The sequence below is a fragment of the Duganella rhizosphaerae genome (genome assembly GCF_040364205.1).
GTDB classification, from domain to species: domain Bacteria; phylum Pseudomonadota; class Gammaproteobacteria; order Burkholderiales; family Burkholderiaceae_D; genus Rugamonas; species Rugamonas rhizosphaerae.
This window is the reverse complement of the sequence record NZ_BPWK01000020.1, coordinates 102,276-115,775: the sequence shown is the minus strand read 5'-3', so window position 1 is coordinate 115,775 and position 13,500 is coordinate 102,276. Positions and strand designations below refer to the sequence as shown.

16 protein-coding genes are annotated in these 13,500 nt (G+C 66.3%); 12 read left to right on the top strand and 4 right to left on the bottom strand.

Going from position 1 to position 13,500, the window contains the following annotated elements; translation table 11 throughout:
• Positions 1-114: 114 nt before the first annotated feature.
• Positions 115-1,455, bottom strand: a complete 1,341-nt coding sequence (locus RUGAMON1_RS29645; protein ID WP_445233880.1) for a GIN domain-containing protein — start codon at positions 1,453-1,455, stop codon at positions 115-117.
• A 214-nt stretch (positions 1,456-1,669) separates the two neighbouring features.
• Between RUGAMON1_RS29645 and RUGAMON1_RS29640 the strand changes: the two genes are divergently transcribed.
• The 10 genes from RUGAMON1_RS29640 (at position 1,670) to RUGAMON1_RS29595 (ending at position 8,608) form a co-directional block, all read left to right on the top strand.
• Positions 1,670-1,855: a hypothetical protein gene (locus RUGAMON1_RS29640; RefSeq protein ID WP_116993482.1), complete on the top strand. Its 186-nt coding sequence runs from the start codon at positions 1,670-1,672 to the stop codon at positions 1,853-1,855.
• Positions 1,855-2,367 (top strand): hypothetical protein, encoded by a 513-nt coding sequence (locus RUGAMON1_RS29635; RefSeq protein ID WP_445233879.1) that lies wholly within the window; start codon positions 1,855-1,857, stop codon positions 2,365-2,367. Before RUGAMON1_RS29640 ends, RUGAMON1_RS29635 begins: the two co-directional genes overlap by 1 nt.
• Positions 2,368-2,385: 18 nt before the next feature.
• Positions 2,386-4,071 (top strand): AAA family ATPase, encoded by a 1,686-nt coding sequence (locus tag RUGAMON1_RS29630; RefSeq protein ID WP_445233878.1) that lies wholly within the window; start codon positions 2,386-2,388, stop codon positions 4,069-4,071.
• 1 nt (position 4,072) lies between these two features.
• Positions 4,073-4,747 carry a general secretion pathway protein GspB gene (locus RUGAMON1_RS29625; protein WP_445233877.1) on the top strand — a complete coding sequence of 225 codons (675 nt, stop codon included), beginning with the start codon at positions 4,073-4,075 and terminating at the stop codon, positions 4,745-4,747.
• A gap of 69 nt (positions 4,748-4,816) precedes the next feature.
• Positions 4,817-5,011, top strand: coding sequence for a hypothetical protein (locus RUGAMON1_RS29620; protein WP_445233876.1), 195 nt, complete (start codon positions 4,817-4,819; stop codon positions 5,009-5,011).
• Between the two features lie 70 nt (positions 5,012-5,081).
• A complete protein-coding gene (mobB, locus tag RUGAMON1_RS29615) occupies positions 5,082-5,618 on the top strand; it encodes a molybdopterin-guanine dinucleotide biosynthesis protein B (RefSeq protein ID WP_445233875.1) in 537 nt (178 codons plus the stop codon).
• A 53-nt stretch (positions 5,619-5,671) separates the two neighbouring features.
• Positions 5,672-5,872, top strand: a complete 201-nt coding sequence (locus RUGAMON1_RS29610) for a YjfB family protein (protein WP_008446074.1) — start codon at positions 5,672-5,674, stop codon at positions 5,870-5,872.
• 286 nt (positions 5,873-6,158) lie between these two features.
• Positions 6,159-6,431 carry a BufA1 family periplasmic bufferin-type metallophore gene (locus tag RUGAMON1_RS29605; protein WP_445233874.1) on the top strand — a complete coding sequence of 91 codons (273 nt, stop codon included), beginning with the start codon at positions 6,159-6,161 and terminating at the stop codon, positions 6,429-6,431.
• Positions 6,432-6,454: 23 nt separating this feature from the next.
• Positions 6,455-8,113 (top strand): MNIO family bufferin maturase, encoded by a 1,659-nt coding sequence (gene bufB, locus RUGAMON1_RS29600; protein WP_445233873.1) that lies wholly within the window; start codon positions 6,455-6,457, stop codon positions 8,111-8,113.
• 30 nt (positions 8,114-8,143) lie between these two features.
• Positions 8,144-8,608, top strand: coding sequence for a DoxX family protein (locus tag RUGAMON1_RS29595; RefSeq protein WP_445233883.1), 465 nt, complete (start codon positions 8,144-8,146; stop codon positions 8,606-8,608).
• Here the strand turns inward: RUGAMON1_RS29595 and RUGAMON1_RS29590 are convergent.
• Both RUGAMON1_RS29590 and RUGAMON1_RS29585 read right to left on the bottom strand, forming a co-directional pair.
• Positions 8,605-8,895: a hypothetical protein gene (locus RUGAMON1_RS29590; RefSeq protein ID WP_445233872.1), complete on the bottom strand. Its 291-nt coding sequence runs from the start codon at positions 8,893-8,895 to the stop codon at positions 8,605-8,607. The genes RUGAMON1_RS29595 and RUGAMON1_RS29590 overlap by 4 nt on opposite strands.
• A gap of 157 nt (positions 8,896-9,052) precedes the next feature.
• Positions 9,053-9,271: an RNA-binding S4 domain-containing protein gene (locus RUGAMON1_RS29585; protein WP_116993472.1), complete on the bottom strand. Its 219-nt coding sequence runs from the start codon at positions 9,269-9,271 to the stop codon at positions 9,053-9,055.
• A gap of 191 nt (positions 9,272-9,462) precedes the next feature.
• Between RUGAMON1_RS29585 and RUGAMON1_RS29580 the strand changes: the two genes are divergently transcribed.
• Positions 9,463-10,383: a hypothetical protein gene (locus tag RUGAMON1_RS29580; protein WP_445233871.1), complete on the top strand. Its 921-nt coding sequence runs from the start codon at positions 9,463-9,465 to the stop codon at positions 10,381-10,383.
• 107 nt (positions 10,384-10,490) lie between these two features.
• Here RUGAMON1_RS29580 and fumC read toward each other — a convergent pair whose 3' ends face one another.
• The gene (gene fumC, locus RUGAMON1_RS29575) at positions 10,491-11,888 is read right to left on the bottom strand and encodes a class II fumarate hydratase (RefSeq protein ID WP_445233870.1); all 1,398 of its coding nucleotides are present in this window, start codon (positions 11,886-11,888) and stop codon (positions 10,491-10,493) included.
• A gap of 154 nt (positions 11,889-12,042) precedes the next feature.
• On the opposite strand from fumC, the gene RUGAMON1_RS29570 reads away from it, so the two are divergent.
• The gene (locus RUGAMON1_RS29570) at positions 12,043-13,443 is read left to right on the top strand and encodes a type IV pilus assembly protein FimV (protein WP_445233869.1); all 1,401 of its coding nucleotides are present in this window, start codon (positions 12,043-12,045) and stop codon (positions 13,441-13,443) included.
• Positions 13,444-13,500: the final 57 nt, after the last annotated feature.

Here is a 13,500-nt window from a genome sequence, read left to right as displayed (position 1 = left end):
TTATGCACAAACTGGCCCACTTAATTTATGGGGTGATACACAATGACAAGCCTTTCGATCCCAATTACCTATCGAAAGGGCTTGTCATTCAAGACGGTATCTGACCCCGGATTTTTACTGGCTGCGGCCTTTGCGGTCGTAGGTGACGGCTTTGTCGGCGACGTTGACGACGGCGTTGCCGGGGCCGCTCACCTTGACGTCGGCCTGGCTGGTCCACAGCTGGCGGGCGTGCAGGCTGCCGGAACCGCTCAGCTGCGCGACCAGGGTGTCGGTCTTGCCTTCGAGCTTGACCTCGCCCGGGCCGTGCATGTTGAGCTTGACGTTCTTGCAGGCGGCCGTGGCGCTCAGGTCGCCCGAGCCGCTCAACTCGGCGTCCAGCGCGTCGCTGACTTTGCTCAGGATGATGTTGCCCGGGCCGCGGCTGCGCGTGACCGCGCGCGCCACCTGCAACGCTTGCCCCTCCAGATCGCCCGAGCCGCTCACTTCCGCGCTGAGCACGCCCACGCTGCCCGACAGGTTCATATTGCCCGGCCCGCTGAGCAGGGCGCGCGCGCTCGGCGCCTGCAGGCCGCGCACCGTCAGGTCGCCCGAGCCGTGCACTTCCGCTTCGAATTTCTTGATGGCGCCGGCCAGGCAGGCTTCGCCCGGGCCGTGCAAGATGGCGCTGGCTGCCTCGGTGTTCAGCGAGCACGCTTCCAGGTCGCCCGAGCCGGCGATCTCGGCGCGGATTTCCTTGCTGGTGCCGTGCAGCGACACCGATCCCGGCCCGTGCATGGAGGCGTTGATCTTGCCCGCGTGCAGGTCGCCGAGGTCGAGGTCGCCCGAGCCGCTGACGGTCAGGTTGACGTCCTGCGTCATGCCGCCGGCGTTGACGTCGCCGGGACCGCTCATGGTCAGGTTCAGGCTGGCCGCCTTCAGCGTGCGCAGGTCGAGGTCGCCGCTGCCGGAGGCGGTGACGGTCAGGTCGCGCACGGCGCCGCTGGCGTGGATGTCGCCCGGGCCTTCGGAGGTCAGGTTCAGCTGCTGGCCCTGGAATTGTTGCAGATCAACGTCACCGCTGCCGGAGTTGCGTAGGCTCTTCAGGCCGGCCGCGCTGATGCGGATGGTCATCGGCGGCTTGCTGTCCTTCTTGCCCCAGCCGAAGTTGAACACCCAGCCCTTGTTCTTGCGCGGCTGGCGCACGGTGAGAGTGTCGCCGCTGACCGAGGTTTCGATCTCGGCGAACTGGCGGCGCAGGCCGGACAGCTCGATGGCGTTGCCCGGCTGCGCGGTGACGATCACCTGGAACGGGCCGCTGATGGCGATGTTGCTGAAGGCCGCCACGGTGCGGGTTTCGGTGCCGATGGTGTCGTCGGCTTTGCCGTCCTGCCTGGTGTCGGCCTGGACGGCGAAACTGGCCAGCGATGCCAGCATCAGGGCGGAAACCAGCGCGGTGTGTTTGGTCGTCTGCTTCATTTTTATCTCGATTATGGGAAGTGGCGAGGATTGAACGATAAGATAAACGCAGCCGGCCGGCGCGCGGAATGGGACGGACGCGCGGAATGAGGGGATCAGCTGCAAAAAAACGGTGATGAACTGTCATTCAACTTCAGTGCGGCGCGACCGTTAATGTCATAATGGACGTAAGATGTATTGCCGGGGAACACCTGCGCAGGTCAAAGGAGCGCACATGATCAGGTACATGGGGACGAAAAACACGGAAGACGGCTCGGTGCTGTATATTTTTTTGATTAACGGCTTGCAGAAGGAAATTCGGGAAAGCGCCTTGAAACAATATCCTGGCTGTTACGAAGCCCTGCCTGCTACCGCCAAGGCGCGCATCAGCGCCAACCGGTCCTGGTTGCAGAAATTATAATGCCGCCGTTTACGCGCTTGCTGCGCGGCGCCTTGGCCGCCGTGCTGGCGGCGGCTTGCTGCGCCGCCGCCGCGCAAGTGCCGACCACCTTCGGCACCATCGTCGGCAACGGCCTGCTGTGCCGCGACCAGACCGACAACCTGTATTACTACGACTATCTGCTCAAGGCCTTCGGCCCGGCGTACAAGCACGACGGCGGCGCCTACTGGTTCAAGACCGACGGCGCCAATCTGTGGGGCAAGCCGATTTCCGAGGTCATGGTCAGCGACGACACCAGCACCTATATCTTCGTCGGCGCGGTGGCCGAGGCCACGCCGGAGGAGCTGGAGCAGGCCATCATCACCCAGGTCGGCCTGCATTATGCGAGAATCGACAGCTCGGCCTATCCGGTGCGCGAGGCCAAGCCGGCCAGCCGCATCGTGTATTTCGATACCAAATCCAAGATTTACTGCGCCAAGTTCAAGCCCTTGCCGCCGGTGCAGCCGCCGCCGGTGCGCCGGCGCTTGAAGTAGCGCATCGCCAGGGTCTTCATGTACACGCATTTTTTTAATCTGAAGCAATCGCCGTTTTCCATCGCGCCCGATCCCCGCTACCTGTTCATGAGCGAACGCCATCGCGAGGCGCTGGCGCATCTGCTGTACGGCGTCGGCAGCGGCGGCGGCTTCGTGCTGCTGACCGGCGAGATCGGCGCCGGCAAGACCACCGTGTGCCGCTGCTTCATGGAGCAGATTCCCGAGAACTGCAAGCTGGCCTATATCTTCAATCCCAAGCTGTCGGTGGAGGAGCTGCTGCTGTCGATCTGCGACGAGTTCGGCATCGCGCTGGCGCCGCCGGGCGCGGGGGCGGTCAGCGTCAAGGCTTACGTGGATGCGATCAATGCCTACCTGCTGGCCAGCCATGCGCAGGGCCGCAACAATGTGCTGATCATCGACGAGGCGCAGAACCTGTCGGCCGAGGTGCTGGAGCAGCTGCGCCTGCTGACCAATCTGGAAACCAGCGAGCGCAAGCTGTTGCAGATCATCCTGATCGGCCAGCCTGAATTGCGCGCGATGGTGGCGCGGCCGGAACTGGAGCAACTGGCGCAGCGGGTGATTGCGCGCTACCACCTGGGCTCGCTGAGCGAGGCGGAGACCGGGGCGTATATCGAGCACCGCCTGGCGGTGGCGGGCGCGGCGGCGATCGCGCCGTTTCCGCGTGGGCTGATGGGGCTGGTGCACAAGCTGGCCAAGGGCGTGCCGCGCCGTATCAATCTGCTGTGCGACCGGGCGTTGCTGGGCGCGTATGTCGAGAACCAGCCGCAGGTGACGCGCACCATCCTGCGCAAGGCGGCGGCCGAGGTGTTTGCGCGGCCGGATGCGGCGATCGGCGGCGAAGGCGCGCACGCGGGCGCGGCGCGCTGGCCGTTGGTGGCGGCCGGGGTGTTGGGCGGCGTGGTGTTGAGTGTGGCGGCGTGGCAGTTGGCCGCGCATGATGCGAAACCGGTTTTGCCGGGCGCGCAGGCGGCTTCGGCGACGGCGCGAGCGCCGCTGCCCAAGGCGGCGAAAGCGGCGGCGCCGGCGCCTTCGACGGCGGCAGCGGCGTTGCCTGTGCCGGCGGCAGGGCCGGCGCCTGTGCCTGCATCCGCGGCGGCAGGCGGCAGCGCGGCGGCCTTGCGCCAGCTGGCGGCGGTCTGGGGGCTGGCGCTGCCGGACGGCGAGCCTTGTCCGACGGCGGCGCGCTTGAACCTGCGCTGCTTGCAGGTCAAGGGTGGCGTGACGGAACTGCGTCTGCTGGACCGCCCGGCGATGCTGGCCTTGCATGACGATCCCACCGCGCCCAACTACGTGCTGCTGACGGCGATGGACGAACACAGCGCGACCATCGCCGCGCCCGGCGGCAAGCCGCAAAGCATCAGCCTGGACGCGCTGGAGGCCCGCTTCGACGGCGAGTTCACGACCTTCTGGCGCGCGCCGCGCAGCTGGCGCGACGAGGTCCATGGCGGCGATCACGGTCCCGATGTGGATTGGCTGGCGCGGCGGCTGGCGCAGATCTATGGCCTGAAGAAGCCGCAGGACGATCAGCCGCTGAGCGCCGGCCTGCGCGCGCGCCTGACCGAATTCCAGACCGAGCAACATCTCAAGGCGGACGGCGTGGCCGGTCCGAAAACTTTCATCCGGCTGTATCAGCTGGGCGGCGTGCAGGAGCCGCGCTTGTTGGCCAGCGCGGCAGGGAAATAATATGTCTTATATTTTGGAAGCGCTGAAGAAGGCGCAGGCGGAACGTCAACTGGGCAGTGCGCCGACGCTGCACGCGCCCACGCTGCATGCGGCGGACGGCAAGTCGGCGGGCGGCGCCTTGAAGAAGCCGGTGGTGCTCGCGCTACTGGCGATGGCTGTGGCGATCGCGGTGTTGCTGGTGTTGGTGCTGCGCCCTGCGCAGCAGGCGGTGGCGCCAGCCGCCGCGCCAGCCGCAACGGTGGCCACGCCAGTCGCCGCGTCAGCCGCACCTGCGCCTGCGCCCGCTGTCGCCGCAGCCGCGCCGGTGGAGAGCCAGCCGCTGGCGGCCGCCTTGCCGCCGCCGGTGGCGACGGTGACGCCGGCGCCGCGTCCGCATCCAGCGCCGGAGCCGGTTGCGGCGGCGCCCGTGGTGGAAAAATCCGCCAAGCCGGCCGTCGCGCAGGAAGAAGCGGTCCAGAACCTGCGAGATTTGCCGGAACCGATACAGCGCTCGATCCCGCATATCGCCGTGGGCGGCTACATCTATTCCAAGAATCCTGCCGACCGCCTGTTGTTGATCGACAAGATACTGCGCCACGAAGGCGAGGAGGTCGCCCCCGGCCTGGTCCTGGATAAACTGCAGCCGCGCGAGGCGGTATTCAATTTCAAAGGCTATCGCTACCGGGTTCCGTATTGACGGCTGTCATCCGCCCGTCATGTTGCAATGATATTTTCTTATCATTGACATTCATGCACGGGAAATACGATGAAACACTGGAAATTGCTGCCGCTGCTGATCGCCGCAGCCTTCGCCGTTCCGCGCGCCCACGCCGCCGGGCAGGCACCGCAAGCGCAACAGGAGACCGGCTCCCATGTCGCCGGCTTCATCAGCCTCGGATTGCTGTTGCTGGGCGCGCGCAGCGCCCGCAGCGAACGCTTCAAGGCCTTGAACGAAGAGTAAGCCGCCGCCGTCCCCGCTCCGATGTTGCTGCGTATAATGGCGGCAACATGATGCAGTGGAGAGTCAGGCAATGCAGGGAGAAATCGAGCGCACCGTGCTGGCGGTCACCGGAACGTCGGGCAGCGGCAAGACCACGTTGCTGGAATTGCTGATCGCCGGGCTGGCCGCGCAGGGCTTGAAAGTCAATGTCGTCAAGCACAGCCACCACGACCTGGAGCTGGAACCGCCGCACAAGGACAGTTCCCGTCTGCGCCGGGCCGGCGCGGCCGAGGTGATGGTGGCCTCGCCGTTCCGGGTGGCGATCGTGCGCGAATTGCGCGGCGCGCCCGAGCCGTCGCTGGACGAGCAGCTGGACCGCCTCGCTCCGGCCGACCTGACCCTGCTGGAAGGCTTCAAGTCCTATCCGGTGGCCAAGCTGGAGGTGTATCGCGCCGCGACCGGCAAGCCGCCGCTGTATCCCGGCGATGACCGCGTGATCGCGGTCGCTTCCGACCAGCCGGCGCCGGCGGACTTGCGCCCGGGCCTGGCCTGGCTGGATCTGAACCAGCCGCAGGCCGTGCTGGCCTGGCTGGCCGGCCATCTGAAAAAAGTTTCAGCAAACGCCTAAAGTTACGCCCGGAACGTCCGTAAATAAAGTGATACGCCTTACTGGAGAATCACATGGACGTTTCAGGTATTGCTCAAGTAGCAACCACGATTGCAGACACCGGCACCAAGCAGGCGGTCGGCATCGCGGTATTGAAAAAAGCCCAGGATATCCAGGCGTCGAGCGCGGCTGCCCTGATCGAGGCGATTCCTCCGGTGCCGTCGGCGCCGAATCTGCCTTCGCATCTCGGCAACACCATCAACACGACTGCCTGAACGGCATCGCCGCGGCCCGCCAGGCGCCGCGTGAACGCTCTGCGCGCCGGCCGGTGCGCAGCGTGCCGGCGTGTGTTCGCGCCCGGTACTCCCCTCCCGAATTGAATCCTGTCAACAGAATGATGCGCGCGCGCGTTATTGCTGGTACGCTGCTTCTGCTTGCAGATCTTGCGAAAAAAATTCTAAAAAAAGTGTAAGGCCGGAGCGCTGTTTGCCGACTACCGTACAGTTGCAGACGATTTTCGTTGCACGTTGAACTTAACTTCCATCATTGAGGAGACTTACCATGAATAAACGTCAAGCCCTGATCGCCGCCGCCCTGGCCACCGTATGCGCCGCTTCCGTCGGCACCGCTGCCGCCGCCACCGCGTCGGCTTCCGCTGAAAAAGAGAAATGCTTCGGCATCGCCAAGGCCGGCCAGAACGATTGCGCCGCCGCCAACGGTTCGCACTCCTGCGCCGGCCAGTCGAAGACCGACAACGGCGCCGCCGAGTGGAAATACGTGGCCAAGGGCACGTGCGAAAAAGCCGGCGGCAAAACCGCAGCGCCAGCCAAGTAATCGCAACCGGCGGTCGCGGAGCCATGTCCTTGCCCGGTCCAGCGCAGTCTTTGGCGGGCGTGGGCGTGGGGCTGAGGGCTCCGCATTACCGCCAGTTTGTCGAGCAGCGGCCGCGCGCCGCCTGGCTCGAAGTCCATACCGAAAACTATCTCGATCAAGCCGGCTGGGACTGGCACGTGTTGCAGCAGTTGCGACGCGATTATCCGATCAGCCTGCATGGCGTCGGGCTGGCGCTGGGCTCGGCGCGCGGCTTTTCCGACCATCACCTGGAACGCGTGCGCGCGCTGGTGGAGCGGGTCGAACCCATGCTGGTGTCCGAACATCTGTGCTGGGGCGCCGTCGGCGACCGCCAGCTCAACGACCTTTTGCCGCTGACCTTGGACCAGGCCGCGCTCGACCTGCTGTGCGCGCGCGTGGGCCGGGTGCAGGACACGCTCAAGCGCCAGCTGCTGCTGGAAAACGTGTCGACCTATGTGCGCTTCCGCCAGGACGCCATGAGCGAGGCGGAATTCATGGCGGCCCTGGCGGCGCGCACCGGCTGCGGGCTGCTGCTGGACATTAACAACCTGTACGTCAATCAATGCAACCACGGCGAGGACGCGCTGGCCGCGCTGGCCGCGATCCGGCCCGGCATGGTGGGCGAGATGCATCTGGCCGGCCATCTGGTGACGCCGCGGGCGGTGATCGACCATCACGGCGACACGGTGGCCGAGCCGGTCTGGCGCCTGTACGAGGCGGCCCTGCAGCGCTTCGGCGCGCTGCCGACCTTGATCGAGTGGGACACCGATATTCCCGAACTGGGCGTGCTGCTGGGCGAGGCGGACAAGGCTGCGGTGCTGCATCGCCGCCATGCCGCGCTGGCCGTGGCCGGCGCGCCGCGCGCGGCCGTGCCGGAGGACGAAGCGGTGGGCGAGCAGGCGCCGGCGCTGGCCGCCAGCCAGCAAGTGTTCGCCGAAGCGCTGTTCGACGCGCGACTGACGCCGGCGGCGCTGGCGCTGTTCAAGGGGGAGCACCAGGAACATCGCTACGCGCTGTACCGCGGCAACCTCGGCGCCACCTGGAGCAAGGTGCTGGGCGCGGCCTATCCGGTGATCCAGATGCTGGTGGGCGAAGAATTTTTCGGCGGCCTGGCGCAGGCTTACGGCCATGCCCATCCTTCCGATAGCGGCGACCTGAACCGCTTCGGCGCGCACTTCGGCGCCTTCCTGCGCAGTTTCCCGCATGTGGCCGATTACCCGTATCTGCCGGACATGGCGGCGCTGGAGTGGACCTTGCACCGCGCCCACTACGCGCCGTCGGCCGCCGGCGTGACGGCGCAGCAGATGGCGGCGCTGACGCCGGAGCAGATCGAAACGGCGCGGCTGCAACTGCATCCGGCCTGCACGCTGCTGGCGTCGGACTGGGCGACGGTCGCGCTGTGGCAGGCGCACCAGCCCGGCAGCGGCGTGCCGTTTCCGGACGAGCTGGCGGCGCCGTCCCACGGGCTGGTCACGCGGCCGCACTGGAAAACCCAGGTCCTGCCGCTGAGCGCGGCCAGCCATGCGGCGCTGTCGGTGCTGGCGGCCGGCGACACGCTGGGGGCGGCGCTGGACGCGGCCTTCGACCGTGACGATGACTACGACTTCGCCGCCAATTTGCGCCTATGGATAGATTTCGCCTTGATTGTCAGGATAGACGCCTAGCGGCGACTAACTAATTTTGAAAGCGCAATGATGAAAACTATCCTCGGACTGCACCGACAATTAACCCGCTACGACGCGGCACTGACCGCGTGGGGCGGTTCCCTGATGAGCCTGGCGCTGCGCTGGTATGTGGGCTGGCAATTCTTCAAGGCCGGCCTGGTCAAGGTCGGCGACTGGAGCGCGACGCTGGCGCTGTTCCGCGACGAGTACCGGGTGCCGTTGCTGCCGCCCGAGCTGGCGGCCTACTGCGGCGCGGCCGGCGAGCTGGCGCTGCCGCTGCTGCTGTGCGTGGGACTGGTGTCGCGGCCGGCGGCCCTGGCGCTGTTCCTGGTGAATGCGATGGCGGTGATTTCCTACCCGCAGCTGTTGAGCTTTGAATGCCCGGCCGCGATCAACGACCACTTCTACTGGGGCGCGATGCTGCTGGTGCTGGTGGCCTTTGGCCCGGGTAAATTTTCGCTGGATGCATGGCTGGCCGGTCGCCGGGCGGCCTAGGTCGGGCGGAAGGCGCGCAGGATTTTCGCTTCGCCGGTCAGGTCCCGGTGCAGGCGGTTGGCGGCGGCGGTCAGCTCGATCATGCGGTTGAGCTGGGTGTCTTCGAAGCGCGCCAGTTCTTCGGTGGCGGTCAGCAGCGCCTGCGCCAGCTTGGCGCGGGCCGTCTGGTACAGCGCGCCGTTGTACTGGTCTGTGTTCTTGAGCAACTCCTCGGCGTTTTCGATCACTTGCCGCAGGTCGTCGAGCAGGCGTTCCTGCGTTTGCATATTGTGTGCAGGATCGTCCATGACGTTCCCCTGGTCGTAAGAAAGCTGGTTGAACAAGCCGGGTAGCAGGCCATCCCCAATATATCGGCGGTCAGGTCCGCCGGTTTGCGCCGGATCAAACGCGCCCACCCGTCCTGACCTTCAGCTTAGGTCGTTATTGCCCAAATGCAAGATCAATTCACGCGCCCTCGACGCTGATGCGGATGTCGCCCACGCTCACTTGCTGGCCGGCGCGGATCTTGGCGGTCTTGCGCAATTCCTGCTTGCCGTCGACCTTGACGCCGCCGCCGGCGACCAGCATCTTGCCGGCGCCGCCGCTGTCGCACAGGCCAACCAGCTTGAGCAGCTGATTCAGCTCAACAAACTCCCCGCTCAATTCAAAACTTACTTTCTGCATTTTATCCTCTGTTGCTATGATGTGAAATCGGCGTCGCCGCTTACTTTCAGTAGTGTAGCGGCATTCCGACAGGGCCGCAGTTTACTCCTCGAATCCCGCACGGTTGAGGTTGCCGTCTGGAAAAAAAGTTGCTATCCTGAGTTAACTGCTGAATTTTTGTGCAGCATGGTTTGCCCTCAGTGAGTTGCATCATGAATAAGCTCTACTGGCCAGTCGCAGTCCTGATTTGTCCGCTATCCGGCTTGGCGGGCGCCGCCGCATCCGATCCCTTTGCCCTGCAAAAACCGCCGCCCGCGTTTGAAAAACGGGCCAATTCGTCCTTGCTGTTCGAGGCGGCGGACCGGCAGCTGGCGCTCAGCGAGCAACTGCAGAGCGACGCCGCGCCGCGCTACGGCGCCGCCTACAGCGGCGTGCCACGGCTGCATTTCGGCGCCTTGCCGGACAATCTGGCGCTGCTCGATCCGCTGGGGCCCATGCTTAACGAGCACAGCAAGCGTTTCCTCACCAGCGCGGATTTTGAAAAGAAAATGGGGCGCGCGGTCGGCATCGTGACCATCGGCATCTTGCGCGAGACCGGTTCGGCGCTGGGTTCGCAGCAGTCGCCGGCGCTGGCCATGAGCACGCGGCCGACCACCACCTTCACCTCGCTGTCGCTGGGGTATGCGCTCAGTTCGCGCAGCGCGCTGATGTTGATGGCGTCCTACGGCAAGACCGAGGGCATCGGCAATCCCGACAGCCTGATCGCGCAAGTGTCGTCGGTGCGGACGATGGCGTTCAGCGTGGGCCTGTCGACCCGCCAGGTGTTCAACAGCCATGACCGCTTTGCGGTGACCCTGTCGGTGCCGGCCAAGGTGCGTTCCGGCACGCTGCAATACAGCGGCTCGGCGCCGCAGTCCGGCGATCCGGGCGCGCCGGCGTTCGGCGCGCCGACCCTGAACCTGCGGCCGACCGCGACCGAGCGCGACCTGGAGTTCGGCTACACCACCTCGTTCGGCCGCGATGGCCGCGGGGGCAAGCTGACCGGCGCGGTGATGTGGCGGGTCAATCCCGGCCACGACGCCAGCGCCCGGCCGGATTGGCTGACCGGGGTGCGCTACTCCTACGGCTTCTAAGAAGGCGGCTCAAAATGACCGTGGCGTCGTTGCAGCTCCTTGCCGTGCAAGCGCACTGTCTTCGTCGCCGCGCCTAGCCACGCTCATTTTGAACCGCCTTCTTGGGGCTAGCCCTTGGCGCCGGGACGGGTCATGTCCAGCGGCACGATCCACTGCTCGAACTGCTCGGCGCTGACGTAGCCCAGCGCCAGCGCGGCTTGCTTCAATGTGGTTCCCTCGTGCTGCGCCTGCTTGGCGATGGTGGCGGCCTTGTCGTAGCCGATGTGCGGCGCCAGCGCGGTGACCAGCATCAGCGAACGTTCCATCAGCTCGGCGATGCGGCCGAGGTTGGGTTCTATGCCGTGCACGCAATGTTGCTCGAAGCTGCGCATGCCGTCGGCCAGCAGGCGCGCGCTTTGCAGGAAGTTGTGGGCGATCAGCGGCTTGTAGACGTTCAGCTCGAAGTTGCCGGAGGCGCCGCCGATGGTGATGGCGACGTCGTTGCCGAACACCTGGCAGCACAGCATGGTGAGCGCCTCGCACTGGGTGGGGTTGACCTTGCCCGGCATGATGGAGCTGCCCGGCTCGTTTTCCGGAATGCTGATCTCGCCCAGGCCCGAGCGCGGGCCGGACGCCATCCAGCGCACGTCGTTGGCGATCTTCATCAGCGCGGCGGCCAGGGTTTTCAGTGCGCCGTGGGCCGACAGCAGGGCGTCGTGGCCGGCCAGCGCGGCGAATTTGTTGTCGGCGCTGCGGAAGGGCAGGGCCAGCGTGTGCTCCAGCTCGGCGGCGATGCGGTGCGCGTATTCGGGGTGCGCGTTGAGGCCGGTGCCGACGGCGGTGCCGCCGGCCGCCAGCTGCAGCACGCCGGGCAGGGCGGTGCTGATGGCGCGCTCGGCGAAGTCGAGGTGGGCGACGTAGCCGGAAAATTCCTGGCCCAGGGTCAGCGGCGTGGCGTCCTGCAGGTGGGTGCGGCCGATCTTGACGATGTCGGCGAACGCTTCGGCCTTGGCGTGCAGGCTGTCGCGCAGCGCGCGCAGCGCCGGCAGCACGTGGTTGGCCAGCGCCTGGGCGGCGGCCACGTGGATGGCGGTGGGGAAGATGTCGTTCGACGACTGGCCCTTGTTGACGTCGTCGTTGGGGTGCAGCTTGCGGCCTTCGCCGCGCACGCCGCCCATCAGCTCGGAGCCGCGGTTGGCCAGCACTTCGTTCATGTTCATATTGGACTGGGTGCCGGAGCCGGTCTGCCAGACGGCCAGCGGGAACTCGGTCGGGTGCTTGTCGGCCAGTACTTCGTCGGCGGCCTGGGTGATGGCGATGGCCTTGGCGCCTTCGAGCAGGCCCAGGTCCAGGTTGACGCGGGCGGCGGCGCGCTTGACGCTGGCCAGCGCGTGGATCAGCTCCGGCGCCATGCGCTCGGTGGAGATGTGGAAGTGTTCCAGCGAGCGCTGGGTTTGCGCGCCCCACAACTGGTGGTCGGGGACGTCGATCGGGCCAAAACTGTCACGTTCACTTCTGGTGTTCATGGTTTTTCCTTTGCGCGCGGAGGCAATCATGTGTGTTTGCTAACTGGCTGCCAGTGTAGCGCAGTCTTGAAAAATTAACCTAGGGCTACAAAACCGGGAAAATCAGCCGTTATAGCTGATACACTTTAAGAATTCGCGTCCAAGCGACCCCGACATGCAGCGCACACCATTCCTGACCACGATCTTTGCTTGCGCCGGCGCCTTGCTGCTGGCGGCCGCCGCGCCGGCGGCGGAGCTGGGCGATATCGCCGTGCGTTCCTACATCGGCCAGCCGCTGGCGGCCGATATCGAACTGGTGCAGCTGGCGCCGGACGAGGTGTCGGCCCTGCAGGTCCGGCTGGCGCAGCAGGATGTGTATCGCGGCGCCAATATCACGATGAATCCGGCGCTGGCCTCGCTGCGCCTGTCGGTGGTGCGGCGCGATGGCCGGCAGTTCCTGCATGTCACCACCACCCGCGCCATCGATGCCGAGTATGTGCATTTGTTCCTGGAGCTGAGCGCCGCCGGGCGCCAGGATGTGCGCGCGGCCACCGTGTGGCTGCAGGCGGATCCGAATCCGGCGCCGCCGCCACCGCCGGCCATGACGGCGGCGCAGGCGGCCGCGTTGGCCAGGGCGGAGCGGGCGGTCAGGGAGGCGGCGCCGGCGCCGGTACCGGTCGCGGTAGCGGAGGCGCCGGCCGTGGCGGCGGTGCGGGACCGGACGCGGCCGGCGCCGATGCCGTCGGCGCATGAGTCCGAGGTGGGCGAACCGGCTGGTGTGCGGACGGCGCCGTCGCGGCGGCCGTCGGCGGCGGTGCGGAATTTGCCTGAGCGCATAGCCGATGCGATGGGCTCGACGGCTCGCCTGGCGCCACATCCGGCGCCGGCCAAACCGTCGGCCAGCAGCGAAGCGGCGCAGGCCGACGGCGGCGTGCCGCTGGGCGTGGCGCAGGCTTTGTTGCCCTTGGCGCCGTTGCCGCTGCCTAAGGGCGTGAAGCGGCCGGCGGCTCCGGCCGCCTGCGCCCCGTCGGGCATGAGTGCTAAGGAATGCGCGGCGCTGGATACGCACAGTGTGGAGTTGTCCAGCAAGCTCGTCGAGCTGGAGGGCAAGGTGAAGCTGCTGCAAGGGGCGCTGGCGGCAAAGGGCGGGACGGCTGCGGGGCATGCTGCGGTTGCTTCAGCGCACGCGGCGCCGGCATCGGCGTCAGCATCGGCGGCGCACGCGGCGGCCGCAAGCGCGGCGGCTTCCGGCGGGGCGGCGTCGGTCTCCGCAGCGGCTTCTGAAACGGCTTCGGCGCCGGTCAAGAAGGTGCGCGTGTTGCCCAAGTTGAAGTACAAAAAGGAAAAACCGCCGGAACCGGCCGCCAGCAATCTGCCGCTGATCGCCGCCGGCGCCGGTGTGCTGGCCTTGTTGCTGGGGGCCGGCGGCTACTTCTACCTGCGCAAGAAACGCGGCAGCGGGCCGCTGAAAATCTGGCAGGGATTCCGCAAGAAAAAGCCGGCCGGCGAGGGCGACCAGCCGATGGAGGCGCCGCCGCTGCACGAAGTCACGCCGGAATCAATGATGCAGCAGTAATAAGTATATAACTGTACGCTCTTATCGAGGCCAGACAATCTGGGGTATAGTATTCGA